Below are 18,050 nucleotides of genomic sequence, written 5' to 3'. Positions count from 1 at the left end.
CTACGAAAGACTCGGATCGAAGCTAGGCGGCCCAGTCGCCTTCATTTTCAGCAGTCGCCCGCGCCCTGGCCTCCTTGATGTCCGGCGCATGCTGTTCCGACCACGACCTGATCTGGTTGAGCAGTCCCGCCAGGTTCTGGCCAAGCTCAGTCAATTCATATTCGACGCGCGGCGGAATGACCGGGAAGATCTCGCGCCGCACCAGACCGTCGCGCTCAAGCACGCGCAATGTCTGCGTCAGCATCTTCGGCGTGATGCCTTCGAGCTTGCGGGCAAGCTCGCCATTGCGCAACCGGCCTTTGCGCAGCGCACAAACCACCAGATAGACCCATTTGCTGGCCAGCATCTCGAGCACGGTGTGCGAAGCACACGTGCGCCGGTACGCATCATAGCCGAAAGGAGACACATCTTCACTATCCATGAGGTACCTATATATCATTCAGGTACATACTGGACAAGGGACTATTACTATCCAAATGATAGTGGCACCAACCAAGCAGGAGAACATCCCATGCGTGCCGTTATCCAGAAATCTGTCGGCGGACCCGACGTCCTGGTCACTGCCAATCAGCCCGACCCTACGCCAAAGGCCGGCGAGGTGCTGGTCCGTGTCAAGGCAGCCGGCATCAATCCGGTCGATGGCTCCGTCCGCGCCGGCTATTACCCCCTGCTCGGCGAGCCACCCTTCATCCTGGGCTGGGATATCTCGGGAACCATCGAGGCGCTGGGCGCCGGCGTCACCGGCTTCAAGGTCGGCGACGAGGTGTTCGGCATGCCGCGCTTCCCCAAGCAGGCCGCCGCTTACGCCGAACTGGCGGCTGTGTGTTGATGGCTTTTCAAAAGCGCGTCTAAACGACGACAAGCGTTTGGTGCTTGTGGACGGAACAAAAAGGCGGCCTTTGCAGGCCGCCGAGTGTGGAGGATGTGTGCTTTAGCAGGCTGTTGAAAAAGCCTCTCGCGGCCGGATTGGGATCGTGATTCACTGTCACCGAAGGAACTCGGAGACTGAATCGTGCGCGGTGGCGACAATCGAACTGGCGAACTGTTCAGCTATGTGGACCTCGAGGCGCGGGTTCGGCGGGATCATCCGCTTCGGACGATCCGTGCGATCGTGAACGAGGCACTGTCGGCGCTGGAGCGAGAATTCGCGGCGCTGTATTCGCCGATCGGGCGACCATCGATCCCGCCGGAGAAGTTGCTTCGGGCTATGCTGCTACAGGCGTTCTATTCGATCCGTTCGGAGCGTCTGCTGATGGAGCGGCTGGAATACGATCTTCTATTCCGCTGGTTCGTCGGCATCGGTGTTGACGACGCGGCGTGGGACCATTCGGTGTTCTCGAAGAACCGCGACCGGCTGCTCGAAGGCGATATCGCGGCGAAGTTTCTGAACGCGGTCTTGGCACGGCCCAAGGTGAAGAAGCTTCTCTCCACGGATCACTTCTCAGTCGATGGCACGCTGATCGAGGCTTGGGCCTCGATCAAGAGCTTCAAGCCGAAAGACTGCCCGGATGAGCCGCCGTCGGGTGGCGGCGGGCGCAATGAGGAGGCGGACTTCCACGGCCAGAAGCGGTCGAACGAGACGCATGCCTCGACGACCGATCCCGATGCGAGGCTCTACCGCAAGGGCAAAGGCAAGGAAGCCAAGCTCAGCTTCATGGGGCATGGGTTGATGGAGAACCGCCATGGTTTGCTGGTCGATGCCTGCCTGACGCCGGCTGACGGGCATGCCGAACGGGTGGCGGCGCTGCACATGATCGAGCCGCATGCCGACCGGCCGCGAGCAATCACGCTCGGTGGCGACAAGGGCTATGATGCGCAGGACTTCATCAACGAACTGCGCTCGATGAAGGTGACCCCGCACGTGGCGCAAAACACGAACGGGCGCCGTTCCTCTATCGATCGCCGCACGACCCGGCACGGCGGCTACGCCGTCAGCCAGCGCATCCGCAAACGGATCGAAGAGGCGTTCGGCTGGATAAAGGTCGTCGCAGGTCAGCAGAAGACGAAGTACCGTGGCCGAGATCGCGTCGGATGGGCCTTCATCTTCGCTGCAGCCGCCTACAATCTGGTGCGGTTGCCAAAGCTGCTGGCGGCGCCGACATGACCGCGCCTGCTGGCTGCCAATTGATCGGCCGCTGGCGCATCGTCGAGGCCGATCTGTGGGATCGCGGCTATCTCAACCTCGGCGGACCCGCCACGATCACCATCAGGGCCGACAATAGTGGTGAGATCGCCTTTGGCGCTCTGCAAGCCGGCCTCGATCTGAGCTACAGCCCCTCGACGGTCTGCTTCACGTGGGCCGGCTTCGACGAAATGGACGAAGCCACAGGTGATGGCTCCGCCGAACTGCTCGACGACGGCTCCATCGAGATCGCATTCGCCTATCACAATGGCGATGAGGCCATCCTCAAAGCCAAGCGCGACACTTCTTCAACAGCCTGTTAGAGCGAGGACGGGGCTTTTTCGATATCGCTGTGATCGGTCGGTGTTCGTTGCTGCTCCTGGATAAGTTCCTGGAGTTTGACGCCGTAGTGAGACCAGATGCTATCGGCGAGATCGTTGAGGAGCTCGAAGACAGCGAGCGCCTGTTCGGGTGTCCATTCGGGATTGATGAGGAAGTGGATACCACGACTGAGGCCGGACGGTTGAGGATCTGGTTTCATGCTGCGGGCACCTTTTCGCCGGAGGAGCGGCTGGTGCGTTTTTCGCGCTGTGCCTTTGATCGCTCGGCCGCTTCCTTGAAGCGGTAGGAATCGCCTTCGATGGAGATCACCTCGGATCGGTGCATGAGGCGGTCGACGAGGCTGACGACGCAGGCGGCATTGGGAAAGACCTCCGACCAATCAGCGAAGGGTCTGTTGGTGGTGATGATGGTTGAGCGTTTTTCGTAGCGCCGGCTGATGAGTTCGAACAGCAGGTCCGCATGACGGTTCGAGTAGGACAGATACCCGACCTCGTCGATCGCAAGAACGTCGGCGGCGGCGTAGTGGTGAAGGCGTCGGCGCAAGGCTGCGTCGCTGTCGAGGGCGGCGAGTTCGCCGAGCATCTCGCTGGCGGTTCGGAAGACGACGGTGTGACCGCAGATGAGCGCCTGGTGAGCGACATTGCGAGCAAGTGTCGATTTCCCGACGCCGTTGGGGCCGATAAAGACGATGTTGGCGGCATCGTTCATGAAGGACAGGGTCATCAGATCCTCGACGGCGGCGCGGTCGATGCGGCGAGGCCAGTGCCAGTCATAATCGGACAGTTGCTTGAAGTGGCCGAGCCTGGCGGCACGCGTGCGTCGCCGCATCGAACGGTCGGAGCGCTCCTCTTCTTCCCATTGAAGGACGGCGGCCAGCCAGTCCGCGTCAGCGATTTCGTCCCAATGGGTGATCAGGCCATTGAGGCGCAACGCCTTGGCCCGGTTGAGCAGGATGTCGGGATTATTCATCATCTTTGCCTCCAAGGGTCAGTTGGTCGTAGCTGTCGAGGCGATGCGGCCGTACCGTCGTATCCTTGCGCCGCACGTGTTCGGGCAGGCTCGTTTCGACCGGCGGCGGAGCACCGCGGGCGACCCGGCGGCGTTCCAGTGCGTCGCGAACCGACCTCGAATGGGAGGCGCCGGCATGCAAAGCTTCCTCGACGGCGGCCTGCAGTTCCTGCGCGCCGTACAGGTCAAGCAGTTTCAGCAACGCGTTTGTGATCGCACCGATATTGGAGCCACGCTCGGCGGCCCGGATCATCAGGGTCTGGCAGGCCGGCACGGCGCGGGTCAGGCTGTTGAGGCCGCGATGCTGGCGCGCCTCGCGCTTGATTGCGACGAGTGCCTTGAGGTGCTGAGGGTCCTCGATCTGCTGGTCGCGATCATAGCTGCGACGGTGACTGGCGATCATCTTTGCGCCGTCGAAGACGCGGACCAGGCCGAGATCGGCGCGCACGCTGAGCGTGCGCCGGACATGAGCATGCGGTACCGAGTAATCGTTGAGGTCGAAGCGCACATAGGGCGTTTTGCCAACCTTGGCGGCGACCTGCTCCTCGACGGGGTATGGGTTGGCGGGCAGCGGCAGAAGCAGTGGCTGCTCTTGCGCAAACGCCTGGCGGACCGTCATCGTCCGGTCCTCGGGGCATGGCCGGTCGGCTGCCTGGTTGCGGCACCACTGTTCGGCCTGGGCGTTCAGATCGTCGAGATCGGTGAACTTGCGGGCGATGAAGAATGCTTCCCTTATATGCCGTATGGCGCGCTCGACGCGGCCTTTTTCGTTGCCCCGGGCAACCGCGACAGGACGTGGCTCGAACCGATAGAAGCCGGCGAAGGCAAGCAGCGTCGGATGGAAGCGGATCGCATCGCCCTGGCGCTCGAGCACCGCACTCTTGAGATTGTCGTAGAGCAGGACCCTGGGCAGCCCGCACCATGTGTTGAACGCGCCGACGTGACCGCGCAGGAAGTTTTCCATGCGCGCGTCGAGGAAGAAGCGCAGGTAGATGTCGCGTGAGTAAGAAAGCACCATCACGAACGCCATGAGCGGCCGGCGGGCGTTGCCGATCTCGATGTGACCGAAGTGGGCCCAGTCGACCTGTCCCTGCTCGCCCGGCAATGTGCGCAGCCGCAGGAACGCCTCGGCCGGCTTGCGGGGACGGTGCAGGGCGACCAGGTGCCGAAAGTGCGTCGGCAAGCCCCGGTAGCCGCGCTCGCGCACCATCGCATAAAGGCGGCTGGCGGTCAGCGAGGGGAACTTTTCCAGCGTCTGCTCAATGAATGGAAGATACGGGTCAATGATTGAGGCTCTCTGCAGCGGCTTGTGCCGGGGCAATCCCGCCTGGGCCAGAACGCGATGCACCGTCGTGTGATGGACATGCAATTGCCTGGCGATGGTGCCGCAGCGCCACTTCTCGGCGTGATACAGGCGCAGGATCTGCGCTTCCAGTTCGGGGCTGATGGTCATGATACGGGCTCTCCGTCTGCGTAGTCAGCTTCACGGGCATAACGAGGCCCCCGGCGACGCACGAAGCCGGTGCGAACGAACGGCGACAGTCGACAGTCGCAGCGCCGACAGCACGGCGTGGGCATGACCGATGTCGTCGCCCGCCCGGCGACGTCAGCAAAAGCAGCGACAACATCGTTCGAGGGACTGACCAGTAGTGAACCGGCAGGAGATGCAGGTGGAGAATGATGCGTCACTTTATTGTGCCGAGCCCGATATCGTCGGGCCCGGACCGCATGAGCCAGGCGTCCCCGGCGGCTGCGCTGATAACGTCGCCCCGCCTCGCGCACACTCTCGCGGCGGGCAGCACGGGCGCAGTCCTGGCCGCAGTAGCGCTGTCCCCGGTCGCAGCTGCGGCAGATCGTTACCTGCGAACGGCAGCGGCCGCACAGAAAGAAGCGGCCCGTGAGCATCCGCGACGATCCTTTCGGAGCACCGCTGGGAGTTCGGGGAAAAGGTCGACGGAATGCGCTGACAATGCGATAATGCAGTCGCGCACCGTCAGTGGAGCGTGACACCGAGCCCGGACTTGCCAGTTGAGATCGGTGTTACGCCGGATTGTTTCTGCGGCGCTGATTACCCGCAGATCTACCACAAGGCACGCGCATGGCGGGGTACGTCGAAAGCCGCCTCAGGGCGGCTGGAGACGTGCCCCGCGTCTATCCCTTCAACCTCCCATGATCAGCACCGCGCCGCAAAGGCGGCCGCCCGCTACAGCGCTAGTTGAAGAGCGCGCGGGCGGCCGCCTTTGCTCTTCCCGCGCTTCAGATCTTGTCGTCGTTTATCAGCGGGTTTCGACCGTCTTCGACACTCTGCTCTTGGTCGACGCTTTCGAAACCTGCAATGGATTTGCTCCCATTCCTGCGGGTGTGCATGCCGTACGATGCCGACAAAATAGAAACTCCGGGAGGGTAGCCATGAACGCTCATGCGCTCGCACGCGTCGAGGAATCGAACGTCAAGGCCATTGCCGAGAGCTTGATCCCGTTGCTCTCGTCACGAGCCTTCGAGACCGAGAAAGACCGCAAAGTGCCGGCGGAGAACATCAAGCTGTTGCATGAGAGCGGGCTGCTTGGCGTATTCCGTGCCAAGAAATGGGGCGGGTCCGAGTTGTCCATGCGCGCCCATGTCGATGCGGTGTCTACAATTGCCAGCGGATGTGGCGCTACGGCCTGGGTACTCGGCGTCTATCATGCCCACGACTACATCATCGGGCATATGAACGAGAGGGTACAGGAAGAAATCTACTCGACCAGCGATATCAACGCCGTGGCCGCCGTCATTGGGCCACAAGGCAGGCGGTCCGACAAGCCGATGGCTCCTAGTGTTGAATGGATTCTGGCCGTTCGCCTCCGGCAATGCTGCGGCGCGTTGGCTGCTGCTCGGCGCAGAAGTGTTCGACGAGGCCGGCAACAAGCTGGACGAGGGCGATCTCGCGGTGCCGACAGGCGACGCCGAGCAAATCGACGACTGGCATGTGGCCGGGCTCCAGGGCAACAGCAAAGCCGCCTCCTTCACGTACGAAATGGTCGCAACGGATTTGTGAAGCTGATGTGAATTTGCACGCGGAGTACGCCGTACCAGTTCGAATAGCGGCATGAGTGCCCGACAATTGGACATACGCGACGCTGAGTGCCAGGCGCTGTGATGCGGCTGATGCTGGGTTGAGAACGTCCGTATCACGCTTATTGTCTGTTGAAGTGCGACAGGTTATGCACGGCATCGCTGAGCGGATGGATGCCCTCCTCGACCTCTCTGCCTTCGATCGCATCTGCAGGTACATCGCGACGGAATCCCAACCGACAAGCCGACAGCGTTGGAAACGTCGGCAACCCGACAACTGCTGTCGGGTTTATCGAAGTCGCGACAGGTCGCGCTAGACCCGATGTCCTGCTGGACACTACTTAAACCATTGAATGCTTTGCGGGTAACTTGTTCTGATGCTCCCTCGGCGCATTTGGCACGATTGTTGAAGCTCCCAAGTCGCGACGCTAGACGAAATGAGATTGGCCGCGCTCACGGGACCTGCCGACTGCGACTCTTCACCGCGAAACGCCCCATGCAAACCTCAGGCGGAAGACCGAAAACTGCAATGGACATGCCTACGATGCAGATTCTAATGCCGACCCTGTCCGGTCCGCGCCGGTCGTTACGTTTTGGCGACGACAACATAGCCGATGTTATTGCCAAAACTTTGGATAAATTTGCGTCCAACACGGCTGTGCGTACGACTGAGAGCGGCGACGTAAGCTATCGGGAGTTGGGGCTGTCCGCGTCCAGTCTTATGGGGCGCTTCGTGGCTATCGGCATCCGCCCCGGCGATGCGATTATCCTTAGACTTCCCCGATCTGTGGATTTGGTCACAGCTATTCTCGCCACCCAAATGCTGGGCGTTGCCTTCGTGCCTGTTGATCCATCGGATTCCGACGAGCGGTTGGACCATATAATCCGCAACACGAACGCCGAAGCGATCGCTAGTCCGGATCCAAGTGGCTCGATGCGCGTCGAGCGTCTTCCGACGCGCGAAGGTATCAACTCGGCGTTCTCAGACATAGCATACATCATGTATACCTCCGGAAGCACGGGAGTCCCCAAAGGGGTACCGGTCTCCCAGGCAGCTCTTTTGAATCTAGTCGACTGGTATGTCGACATGATCGACTTCTCGGAGGGGATGAGCATCTCGCAACTCACCCGACCGTCATTTGATGTCTCGATCCCGGAGCTCTTCGTACCATTTGCGACCGGTGGGACAATTGTCTTGCCCACTACGCAGCTGCAAGCACAGGTCATTCAAACGATTGAGTTCCTAGTTCAAAGCCGCACGAACGTCCTTCAGATGGTTCCAACACTGCTGCGGCGCTTCCTTGGAGCACTTGAGCGTCTTCCCTATGTAGCGGAGCGGTTCACGGATCTCAAATATGTGGTGTGCAATGGTGAATCCTTGCCGGACTCGGTTAGGCGGCGATTTTACTCGGTTCTTCCTAACGCTACGCTAGTAAACAGCTACGGTCCGACCGAGTGCTGTGTTGCCGTTAGCTTTCACTCTTGCCGCCGTGACGATGCAGAACTCCCGATGTTCATAGGCAAACCAGCATGCAACGTTGATTTCTATGTTCTTGACGAAAGCAACTCCAACGTTGGTTTTGAAGTCGAGGGCGAGCTCTGGGTGGGAGGGGTGCAAACGTCTCAGCGCTACGTGGCGGACGAAGCACAGTCGAAACGTTGCTTCGTCCCATTCTTGACGGCTAACGGTGAACAAGTGCTGTACCGCACTGGTGACTATGTCGTGGCGTCAGAAGAAAACGGATTGCGGTTTCTTGGAAGAAACGATGATCAGATCAAGTACCGAGGAACCCGACTGGAGAAAGGGGAGATTACCAGCGCCATCGATAAGACGGGCCTATGCACGGATTCAGCGGTGGTCGTGATGGATAGAGACGACGACAAGGGCCAGGATCTGGTCTGCATGGTGACGCCCGCGGACGCTGACGTGGAAAAAGTTCATCGGCGACTGACGGATGTCCTGCCGAATGATCGCGTTCCGAGGCTCGTTGTGCCTCTTGTCGGGCTTCCTTTCACAGCCAATGGAAAACTCGACCAGCACGCCCTCCAGAGAATTGCCAAGGAGGCGATCAGGGCGAACATGAACCATGCCACATCTCAGAAGGAACATTCGGCGGGGTCACCGTTAGATCACTTGCTGGAAGCGGTACACGCAGCAAAGGGGAGATGGGTATTTCCCAGCTTAACAGCTCGGGAGTGCGACATAGATTCACTGAACTTCCTCGATATCCAACTCAAGTTGGCCGAAGCCGGGCTCATGTTTGGCGAGGACGTCTATCAAGAGCAAGACCTGTCGCTCGAGGAGTGGGCAAAGAGAATTCAACCGGTGGGTCGCAGCCAATCTTATGCGAGCACCACAGGCAAGAGCGGGCAGGGTGCCGAATTTAGGGGCGAGTTGGCGCAAATTATCGAATACATTGAAAATAGGGCCCCCAGCACGGTTGTACTGCACTCATCGCTTGTAGCTTTAAGGAATGTGACCGCCCAGGAGGTAACAACCATTCTTCTTGAAGGGATAGAGCGCGTCTCCGCGTCGTCTACCGTTATTCTCCCAGCGTTCACGTTGAGCTACTGCACTACGCAGCGCTTTCATTGGACGGAAACCAGATCCGAAGCAGGGGTTTTGGCAGATCTTGTGATGCGAGAGCTCCCTGCTGGGCGCACCAAACATCCCGCTTATTCGATGGTCGTGACTGGCCCGAGAGCGCAGGAATTATGCGAAATCGATTGGTGGAAATGCAGTCCGTTCGGTGACGACTCGATTTTTGGATCGATCAGCCAGCTCGGAGGTTTTGTCATGCGCCTGGGTACACCGGTTGTTACTCATGTGCACCGCTGCGAATTGTTGGCGCAGGTGCCGTACATGAAGACGACCGATATCGAGGGTATCGTTGATTTCGGGACCGGGCCGCTAGACGCCTCATCACCAATCTATGTTCGCGATGTCGTGGGAAGGCCCGAGTATAGGTTTCTTGCGCGTGATGTCGCTCGCGACGACTATGAATTGAAGGACGTCATGCGTGACTTCGCGCTGGGTGGAACCTACGCAAGGCTAGTCAACGTGAAAGACATGGAGTCCATTTTGGTTCGCGCCATGCGGAATGAGCCATATGGCTTCCTTAGGGAAGAGGGCAGGAATGAGGCACAACGCGCATATCCCACGGGATAAGTCGCGCAGAGAGCCGCCTGATTTTCGAAGTGAACTAATACGGAGGCTAGACAATGACAACGCGGATATTGGGTGTGGTCCAGCTTGACCAAGGGCGACTGGCAGGCGACTTGGCCGTCTTGGCAAAGTCCACGTTCTCGAGCGAATATTCGGATTTCGCGTGTGGGCGGTGGGAATTCTGCATGCTCCGCAATCAGTCGGGGAAGCAGGAGGAACAGAGAGTGGTCGTTCACAAGACCCCAGCAGTGGCAACACCTCTGGGCCAATCCTTGCCCTATCTCAATGAATTGTTGGAAAATCACTTTGATAGGGACTCTATACGCTACGCGCGGATCATCCGTATATCAGAAAACGCGTGTATAATACCCCACCGTGATTACTTGGAACTAGGCGGGAAATTTGTCAGAGTGCACTTAGTTCTAGACACGAATGAAAAGTGTGCCAATACCGAAGAGAATAATATATTCCACATGGGACGAGGTGAGATCTGGTTTCTCGATGCAAGCTTGACGCACAGCGCGGGATGTTTCTCAGCAACGCCACGCTCACATCTTGTGGTCGACATCGAGGGGACTCGTTCCCTGGATGAGGTTGCGCAGAATGTCAAACTGTCATCGGCAATAAATCCCCAGGTGGATACCCGCAAGGAGTGGACCAATAAAGCACTCGAATCCATTCTGGGATTTTCGGAGATTATCAGCGAGGCCAATTATCGAGAGATCGTCGCGATTTTGGCGAAGCTTCACTTCTTCCACAAGGTCCACTGCGGGGATATGTATGGCTGGCTGAAGGAAATCTGCCGTCGTCGTGGCGACCCAGCGCTCATAGAAAAAGCCAACTCGCTCGAGCGATTTTATCTCATTGATCGTGCTGCTGGCGAGGTCATGACTTATTGATCGGGTATGATTGGGTAGTCCATCATGGGACCAATAGTTCGTTTTTCCCGCGACTTGCGAAGATGCACTTCTACTCGTCGATGTTGTGCGCTTCTCAAAAGCATAGGCCTCTTTGACCCTGAACGGTCGCGATATGATGTCGGGCTCGCAGTAGAGGGAGCGCCGAGGCGTGCCTAGGGTTCACTTGCGTAGTGCGGCCCGGCGGGCGATGCGCATCCAGCGGATCTCGCCATATGCATCGCGCAAGAAGTTTCCGGCCTGCTCCGCGCGCTTGCCTGGCTGGATAAGCATCGTGTCGCGACCAGTCGGCTGGACCTCCAGACCGCGCTGCGAAATGGCAGGCGGATTCATACCATCGAGCCACTCCTCGTCCGTTAGATCGAGCACAAGCCGCTCTCCGTCGCGGCGCAGCACGCGGCGTTCTAGGCGGGCCTCGTAGGTCCCCAGCCAGGAGTCCGTATCGGGGTCCGCCTGAGCTTGAGGCTCGGGCGAGGCGAGGCCGAAGTAGGTCCGCATCGCCCACTTCAAGAGCCGCCGGGCTGTGATCCGGCCGTTGCTCCCGTTGGTCAGCACGGTCAACGCAAAGCGCCGTGACGGGATCATCGCGAAAAAGCAGGGTTGGCCGTTGGCGCCACCGCTGTGGCTGACGACGCGTTCTCCGGTAGTGTCGTCCAACCACCAGCCCAACCCGATCGCAGGGGTGTCGCTCGAAGGGCCGGCTGGCTCAAAGGCGGCCAACCGCATGGCGTCGCTAAGCACCGCCGCCCCCTCCAACTGGAACTGCGCGTAGCGCATAAGGTGGTCGGCGCTGGCGATCAGGCCCCCGATCGGATTGCCGCAGCGAGGCATCGCCCATGGCTGTGCGATCACTGTCCGCCCCTCGAACTCGGCATGTCCAACGGCGAAGTTGCGATGGATCAGATCATGCGCGAAGAAGCAGGTGCCGTCGATACCGAGAGGTGTGAGCAGGGCTTCTTTGAGCACGTCTTCGAAGGAACGACCGTGCAGCACCTCCAGGATCCGTCCGAGAACGTAAAAGGCAGCATTGTTGTACGACCACATGCGACCCAGTGGCGTCACCTGGACCAGTTTTCTCATCCGGGCGACCATGGCGGCTAGCGCGTCATCTCCCCAGCCGGGGTCCTCGTAGAAGTCTCCCTCCCAACCGCAGCTGTGCGTCAAGCAATCGCGAATGGTCACGGCAGCTGAGACATCTGCGTCTGCGACCGCGAACTGCGGCAAGTGGGCGCTGACCGGGTCTTCCAAGCTGAGTCGCCCGTCCTCTACCAACTGCAAGATGGCGGTGGCGGTGAACGTCTTGGTGATTGACGCGATCTGGAACAACGTATCGCCGCTGACCGGCTGCGGGTGCACCACGTTGGTTACACCCAGGCCGGCGGTCGCGGCGCAGCCGTTATGGTAGACGCCGAGTGCGATTCCCGGAACTCCATCGCGGTGCATTTCCACCCGTGCTTGGTCGAGCAGTGCGGGGTCGACGCGATGAGATGGCAACAAAGGGGCTTTCACATTTGTCATTCGATCGTTGGTCGTCTGGGTCGGCACACTAACTCTCCTTGAATTCGTATGTGCGAGGCATGTTGGATTTCGTGGCGCATTTTCCGTTTTCGTTGTCCCGCCAAACGACAGCCGTCGCTCAATCCAGTCGGCGGCAGGTGGCGGCCTCTCATTAGGAGCAAGCGACGGGAGCGATGTCGTTGATCTCCTTCGCCGTGATCTGAGGGAGCACGATGCGACTCGTCTCATCCAACTTTGCGGTCATCAGTAGATCCCTTCTGAGGGTTTAAACTGGGCGGAGGTGCAAGGCGACGTCCGCAAATGGGGTCTCACAGCTCAACTGAACATCGTTCATACCAGTCGTTCGGTCACTTCGACCCATGTCAGCCTCATGGAACCGCCGCCTCTCCGTCCGGTTACCTTGTGCCGTCAAGCCAGTCTCGTTCCGCTGTTGGTGCGGACGCAAGTAGCCGGACTGTGTATGGGTCCTGTGGATGATTGAGCACATCGTCAGTGGTGCCGGATTCAACGACCCGGCCACGGTGCATTACATAAATCCGTTCGGTTACCTGCCGGACGATCGAAAGGTCGTGGGTAATGAACAGATAGGCGATCTCGCGCTCGGCACGCAGCCGGTTGAGCAGGTTGAGAATCTGCGCCTGTACAGAGACATCGAGTGCGGAAACGGGCTCGTCGCAGATGAGGACGCGGGGACGCGCTGCCAACGCGCGCGCGATTGCCACCCGCTGTCGCATGCCGCCCGACAACGCAGCCGGACGCCGCTGCGCGTATGAGGTGGGCAGCCCGACGGCTTCGAGCAGACCTTCGACCTCACGGTCGACTTGTCTTGTGTCTGGCTTGTGGGTGGTGATTGCCTCGGCGAGTGTCCAGCCGATGCTCCGCATTGGATTGAGAGTCGAGTACGGGTCTTGGAAGACGACCTGCACTGTTCTGCGGATGGTGGCGAGGTCCTTACGGTTGAGCTTGCGCCAATCGGCAACATTCACGCCGCCGACAGTGACGTTGCCGGCCGTGGCGTGCTCCAGCCCCACAAGCACTCTTGATAGTGTGGTCTTTCCCGACCCGGATTCACCCACCAGTCCGACACTCTCCCCCTCCCGAACCTCCAAGAACACATTGTCGAGTGCGACCACGGGGTGTCGCTGACCTCCAAACACCTTTTGAATCCCGTGGGCTTGAAGGATCTGGTTTCGTGGGGTGGTGTCAGCAGGACGAAATACGGCCTCGGCGCTCTGCCGGCGAAGCGCCGTCATCTGCCCACGAATCTCATCAACGCGAATACATGCAGACAAACGACCCGGCATCACTTCGCGCAGCAACGGCGATCCCTGGTGGCACGCCGACTGCGCCCATTGGCAACGCGGAACGAAGACGCACTTGTTGGCGACCTCGCCAGGGGACGGGACAGAGCCGGGGATGGCAACCAATTCCGCTACACGCCGATCAACCGGAGGCTCGGAGAGCAGCAGGGCGTTGCTATAAGGATGCAACGGCTCGGCATCAAGCTTATCGGCTGGGGCCACTTCGACCAGCGACCCGGCATACATCACGTAGATACGGTCGCACATGGCGAAGGCCACGCGCAGATCGTGGGTGATCAGGATAAGGCTCATGCCCCGCGCTACCTGGATACGCCTGAGCAACGCCAGGATCTCGCGCTGGGTAGTGACATCCAGAGCGGTGGACGGCTCGTCGGCGATCAACAGGCTCGGATCCCGAGCCAACGCCGCCGCAATCGCTACGCGTTGCCGCATGCCCCCGGAGAGCTGGAAGGGGTAGCGATCTATGACCGACGCATCGTGGATCCCAACTTCGGCCAGCCGCCGGATCGCTTCTTCACGGCGTGCAAACCACGACGTGCCGCCGTTCCGCAGAGATTCGCCGAGGATGCGCTCGCACCGCATGATCGGGTTCAACATCGTGAAAGGGTCCTGCAGAATCAAACCGAGCTCAGTACCGCGCACCGTGCGCCAGTCCCGCTCGCGCAGTCCGAGCAGGCTACGCCCCGCGTAGCGGATCTCGCCGGTCGCCGTGAGGCCCGGCGGCAGCAACCCGGTGATCGCTCGCGTGGTAATCGATTTGCCGCTGCCAGACTCTCCGACAATGCCGATCGTCTCACCCGGTTGCACGGTCAATTCAACGCCAGAGACGAGTGTCTGCAGGCCCTCGGCGGTGCGGCGTTCGATGCGCAAACGTTTGACGCTTAACAGCGGGCTGGTCATGGTTTGTGGGTTTGCGGTTACGGCGGCCGATGCACTCATTATCTTTCACCTCGGGTAGCGAGTTGCTCCTGGAGCCAGTCTCCGATGAGATTCATCGAGGTCGCAGTGAGTACTATCAATGCACCGGGCGCCAGGGACGCCACCGGATGCACGAACAGGAGCGGTACATTCTCGGCTAGCATGAGTCCCCAGTCGGGCGTACCTGGAGGCACACCCAGGCCGAGGAACGACAGTCCGGACAGGACCACCAGGGCGTCGGCGAAGACGAGGAATGCGTTCGCGATCGCTGACGCCGATACATTCGGCCAAATGTGGAGCAGCATTATCCGCCACCCGGGTACGCCCAATGTTTTGGCCGCCTCAACATAAGGCCGAGGTACCTGCTCAAGCGTCGCACCGCGCACCACTCGAAGATCGAATGGCACGGTCAGCACAACAAGGACCGCGACAGAGGGCCAGTACTGGGCGCCGATTATGCCTGCGAAGACGATGAGCACCAGTAGCGTCGGGATCGACCACATCATATCGACCCACCGCATCAGGATGGCGTCTATCCATCCGCCGCGGTAGCCGGCCAGCAGCCCGAGCAGGTTGCCAAACAGGAACGATGTGGCCGCGATTACAAAGGCGCCGACGAATGCGGTTCGGGCCCCGACAATAATCCGGGAAAGAATGTCACGGCCCAGTGCATCGGTTCCAAGCCAGTGTGCGCCTGACGGCGGCGCATTGACGCTCGCGAGGTTCTGCACGGCCGGATCCAGAGGCGCGAGCAACGGGCCGAAGGTTGCGAGCACTATCACTCCGAGGACCACTGCCAAACATGCCGCGATCACCGGTCCCGTCCTGCCAGAATGCATGTCAACGCCTCCCGAGCCGGATCCGTGGATCGACAAGTAGATAGAGCACGTCAGCCAGCAGGTTGGTGGCCATGACGGAGACCGCCACCAGCAGCGACACACACTGAATTACTGCAATGTCCTTGGCGAGCGCTGACTGGACCAGCAGGTGGCCGATGCCCTGGACCGAGAACGTCATCTCGGTGAGGACGGCGCCGACAATCAACGAGGAAAGGACGAGTCCACACATCGTGACGACGGGGATGAGCGCGTTGCGCAGCGCGTAGCTGAAAAGGATTCGCCAAGGCGATAGCCCACGGGCTCTGGCAAAGACGATGTAGTCCTGCTCAAGGACGCCGAGCATAGCCGCGCGGGCATGTTTTAGAATGTAAGCTGTGCTGGGCACCGCTAGGGCGATCGCCGGCAAGGTCAGGTGCCAAAGCTCGTCGAAGAACCCGTTGCCCTTACCGAAGGCTGGCAACCAGTGCAGTTGGATCGCAAACACGTAAAGAAGCCCAACGCCGGACACAAAGACCGGCGTTGACAGCCCGATCACGACAGCACTGACAACGAAGCGGTCGACCAAAGTGCCCCGTCGCACCGCCGCCTGCACGCCTAGGCCTATCCCTGTCATCGTGGCCAGACCGAAGGCGTAGCAACCGAGGAACAGTGAAGTCGGAAGTCGCGCTTTGATTTCAGTCGCGACCGGCAACGATGTCTGGATTGAGGTACCGAAATCCAAGTGCAGTGCTCGCCACGCCCAAAGCCAGTACTGCTCGAAAAACGGCTTGTCGAGATTATACTGCCGAGTCAGCGCGCTCACCGTGGCCGGCGTCCTTGGCCGCTGGCCGAGCAGCATGTCTATCGGATTGCCTGGCGCGAGGTATAGCAGGCAGAACACGGCAAAGGAGACTGCCACGAGCAGCACCGCCAGCACGACAAGGCGCCTTGCAACGTAGGCCCTAATACTGGCACCGCCGATTGCCCATCGGGGCCGAGCCCAGACGACCGCACTTCCGTCGCCGGCGCCCATTGAGGGATCGATCGCTTGCGTCACTGTTTGATCTCAAGCCCGAGCGCCCAGGGACCATGCTGGCTCCAGTAGCTATCGAATGATGACCAGCTGTAATGGCTTGATAGTGCGACGGCCTCGTCGGCAAGGAAGAGTGGCACGAACGGCACATTGTCGGCGAACTTAGTCAGCAGCAGTTGGTAGATCCGCAGCCGTTTTGCCGGATCCGTGGTGGAGCGCCCCTGAGCAATCAGATCATCGACCTCAGGACTGCTCCAGTTGCTCACGTTCCAGTTCCCAGCGGTCGCGTTTCTGCTGCCGATGATGGCATCGTTGGCTCCACCGGGGTCGGGAGAGACTGCACCATTGGTCCAGAACTGGGCGTGGATCGCCTTGCGGTCGTCGCCGGTCGCCTCTGCCACCCAGGCGGCGTCCTGCACGACCTGGAGCTCAGCTCGGATGCCGATGGCGGCGAGCTGAGGAACAATGGCCTGGCTCACGTTGATGTACGATGGGGTGTTGTACACGGTGAGTGTCACATCCACGCCGCTGGGATACGCGGACTTGGCCATCTCCTCCTTCGCCTTACCAAAGTCGTGCGGGTAGTCAGGTACCGAGGCCAGTGCCGCGTCGACCTCCTCCTGACTCCCGAGCTGGAGCAGCATCGTCGGCGGAATCAAGGTGCTCACCGGCTGCGCATAACCGCCGTACGCGCTGATAAGCGCCGGCTTGTCCAATGCGTAGGCGACCGCACGGCGCAGGTGCACATCATCCCACGGCGCGACAAGCGTGTTCATCGTGAACTGCGCTTGGTTTGTCACTCCTGGTGCCGTTTTGAGATCGACGCCGGACGTCGCGGCGAACGAACGCCTTTCCAAAGGGAAGGCAACATCCAGCTCACCGGCGCGGAATGCGAGGGCCTCGCTACTCTCAGTGGAGAAGAACTTCCAAGAAATGCTCTGGATCGGGACGGGGCCGCCCCAGTAGTGCGGGTTGACTGTCAACTCTGCCCCGCTGGTTGGGTTGAAACTGCTGAGCTGCCACGGTCCGGTGCCGACAACACCGGTCTCGGGCTGGCCGAAAGAGGACTCGTGCTGCTCGTAGAACGCCTTCTCGAAAATGCCGAGTTGCGGCCCCGCGGGCGCTACTGCCCAAGCTGCGTCCGGCTCGCTGAGGGAGACCTGCACCGTGTAGCGGTCGACAGCGGTGATACTCTTCAGCGTTGCCGGGAAGTTGTACGCATTGGTGGACCCGGGCTCCCGATAAAAGTTCAACGAGAAAGCCACGTCGGCGGCCGTCAGCTCGTTGCCGCTGGAAAATCGGACGCCCTTTCGCAGTTGGTAGACATATGTCGTCGGGTTCGGCTGCGTCCAGGATTCAGCCAGCCAAGACCCCATCTTCCCGTCCTTTGTCAGGACGAGCAGTGGTTCAAGAATGAGGTTCCCCAACCCCCAGTATCCAGCGTTGCTCCTGGCGTAGTTCAACGTCGAGACCGAAGCCGAACCCACGCGCAGCGGCGGCATGGTCTGGCTTTGTGTACCAGTGCCGGCGAGAGCAAACGCGCAAACCACGCCGAGACAGATCAGTGTGCGAGAAATCGTCACGGTTCCAGCTCCTGTTTGGAAGATTTCTGTGAATCTCAATACTTCGTTGATGAACCACCCGGCAGCTACAATGTCAAGCTATTGTAGATTGGATACAGGATATTGGCGAGGAGCCGGTCGAGCGTCGACCGCCGGCCGCAAGATCACCGCAAGGTGCTGCGCGGCAGCTTTTGGCTCACGAAGGCCGGTTCGGTCTGGCTTTGCTTTCATTGCAAGGCAACGGAACATCTGGGCGGTGGTATGCCTGTG

The 18,050-nt window shown here is 60.1% G+C and carries 15 protein-coding genes and 1 pseudogene; 7 read left to right on the top strand and 9 right to left on the bottom strand.

The window, feature by feature from the left end; genetic code table 11:
- Window positions 1-22 precede the first annotated feature (22 nt).
- Window positions 23-421: a winged helix-turn-helix transcriptional regulator gene (locus tag CGZ66_RS32485; RefSeq protein WP_095090782.1), complete on the bottom strand. Its 399-nt coding sequence runs from the start codon at window positions 419-421 to the stop codon at window positions 23-25.
- A gap of 90 nt (window positions 422-511) precedes the next feature.
- Here CGZ66_RS32485 and CGZ66_RS32480 point away from each other — a divergent pair, with 90 nt between their 5' ends.
- The 3 genes from CGZ66_RS32480 (at window position 512) to CGZ66_RS32470 (ending at window position 2,445) form a co-directional block, all read left to right on the top strand.
- Window positions 512-829 carry a quinone oxidoreductase family protein gene (locus CGZ66_RS32480; protein WP_245331339.1) on the top strand — a complete coding sequence of 106 codons (318 nt, stop codon included), beginning with the start codon at window positions 512-514 and terminating at the stop codon, window positions 827-829.
- Between the two features lie 183 nt (window positions 830-1,012).
- The gene (locus CGZ66_RS32475; RefSeq protein ID WP_095081504.1) at window positions 1,013-2,104 is read left to right on the top strand and encodes an IS5 family transposase; all 1,092 of its coding nucleotides are present in this window, start codon (window positions 1,013-1,015) and stop codon (window positions 2,102-2,104) included.
- On the top strand, window positions 2,101-2,445 hold the full coding sequence (locus CGZ66_RS32470) for a hypothetical protein (protein WP_095081501.1): 345 nt from the start codon (window positions 2,101-2,103) through the stop codon (window positions 2,443-2,445). Before CGZ66_RS32475 ends, CGZ66_RS32470 begins: the two co-directional genes overlap by 4 nt.
- Here the strand turns inward: CGZ66_RS32470 and CGZ66_RS32465 are convergent.
- From CGZ66_RS32465 to istA, 3 genes are read right to left on the bottom strand one after another with little or no spacing between them, the layout of a single operon-like run.
- The gene (locus CGZ66_RS32465; RefSeq protein WP_095081500.1) at window positions 2,442-2,663 is read right to left on the bottom strand and encodes a hypothetical protein; all 222 of its coding nucleotides are present in this window, start codon (window positions 2,661-2,663) and stop codon (window positions 2,442-2,444) included. The two genes, CGZ66_RS32470 and CGZ66_RS32465, sit on opposite strands and share 4 nt — an antisense overlap.
- Window positions 2,660-3,436: an IS21-like element helper ATPase IstB gene (istB, locus tag CGZ66_RS32460; RefSeq protein ID WP_206073656.1), complete on the bottom strand. Its 777-nt coding sequence runs from the start codon at window positions 3,434-3,436 to the stop codon at window positions 2,660-2,662. The genes CGZ66_RS32465 and istB overlap by 4 nt, the downstream gene beginning before the upstream one ends.
- Window positions 3,426-4,925: an IS21 family transposase gene (istA, locus tag CGZ66_RS32455; protein WP_095090781.1), complete on the bottom strand. Its 1,500-nt coding sequence runs from the start codon at window positions 4,923-4,925 to the stop codon at window positions 3,426-3,428. The genes istB and istA overlap by 11 nt, the downstream gene beginning before the upstream one ends.
- Before the next feature lie 716 nt (window positions 4,926-5,641).
- Between istA and CGZ66_RS41915 the strand changes: the two are divergent.
- The 4 genes and pseudogenes from CGZ66_RS41915 to CGZ66_RS32440 all read left to right on the top strand — a co-directional run.
- A pseudogene (locus CGZ66_RS41915) lies at window positions 5,642-6,175 on the top strand (acyl-CoA dehydrogenase family protein); the annotation flags it as partial.
- Between the two features lie 115 nt (window positions 6,176-6,290).
- Window positions 6,291-6,509: a hypothetical protein gene (locus CGZ66_RS41175; RefSeq protein WP_245331338.1), complete on the top strand. Its 219-nt coding sequence runs from the start codon at window positions 6,291-6,293 to the stop codon at window positions 6,507-6,509.
- Between the two features lie 546 nt (window positions 6,510-7,055).
- The gene (locus tag CGZ66_RS32445; RefSeq protein WP_245331337.1) at window positions 7,056-9,695 is read left to right on the top strand and encodes an AMP-binding protein; all 2,640 of its coding nucleotides are present in this window, start codon (window positions 7,056-7,058) and stop codon (window positions 9,693-9,695) included.
- Between the two features lie 53 nt (window positions 9,696-9,748).
- Window positions 9,749-10,591, top strand: a complete 843-nt coding sequence (locus CGZ66_RS32440) for an aspartyl/asparaginyl beta-hydroxylase domain-containing protein (protein ID WP_095090779.1) — start codon at window positions 9,749-9,751, stop codon at window positions 10,589-10,591.
- 180 nt (window positions 10,592-10,771) lie between these two features.
- Here CGZ66_RS32440 and CGZ66_RS32435 read toward each other — a convergent pair whose 3' ends face one another.
- The 5 genes from CGZ66_RS32435 to CGZ66_RS32415 form a co-directional block, all read right to left on the bottom strand.
- Window positions 10,772-12,154, bottom strand: coding sequence for a serine hydrolase domain-containing protein (locus CGZ66_RS32435; protein WP_167392340.1), 1,383 nt, complete (start codon window positions 12,152-12,154; stop codon window positions 10,772-10,774).
- A gap of 368 nt (window positions 12,155-12,522) precedes the next feature.
- Window positions 12,523-14,388 carry a dipeptide ABC transporter ATP-binding protein gene (locus tag CGZ66_RS32430; protein ID WP_095090777.1) on the bottom strand — a complete coding sequence of 622 codons (1,866 nt, stop codon included), beginning with the start codon at window positions 14,386-14,388 and terminating at the stop codon, window positions 12,523-12,525.
- The gene (locus CGZ66_RS32425) at window positions 14,388-15,143 is read right to left on the bottom strand and encodes an ABC transporter permease (RefSeq protein WP_245331336.1); all 756 of its coding nucleotides are present in this window, start codon (window positions 15,141-15,143) and stop codon (window positions 14,388-14,390) included. The genes CGZ66_RS32430 and CGZ66_RS32425 overlap by 1 nt, the downstream gene beginning before the upstream one ends.
- 64 nt (window positions 15,144-15,207) lie before the next feature.
- Window positions 15,208-16,218, bottom strand: coding sequence for an ABC transporter permease (locus tag CGZ66_RS32420; RefSeq protein ID WP_095090775.1), 1,011 nt, complete (start codon window positions 16,216-16,218; stop codon window positions 15,208-15,210).
- Window positions 16,219-16,238: 20 nt separating this feature from the next.
- A complete protein-coding gene (locus CGZ66_RS32415) occupies window positions 16,239-17,801 on the bottom strand; it encodes an ABC transporter substrate-binding protein (protein WP_143748927.1) in 1,563 nt (520 codons plus the stop codon).
- Between the last annotated feature and the right edge of the window lie 249 nt (window positions 17,802-18,050).

Origin of the sequence: Mesorhizobium sophorae (genome assembly GCF_002270415.1) — a bacterium.
Taxonomy (GTDB): Bacteria; Pseudomonadota; Alphaproteobacteria; order Rhizobiales; family Rhizobiaceae; genus Mesorhizobium; species Mesorhizobium sophorae.
The sequence above is the reverse complement of the archived record's forward strand: the minus strand, read 5'-3'. Positions and strand labels throughout refer to the sequence as shown.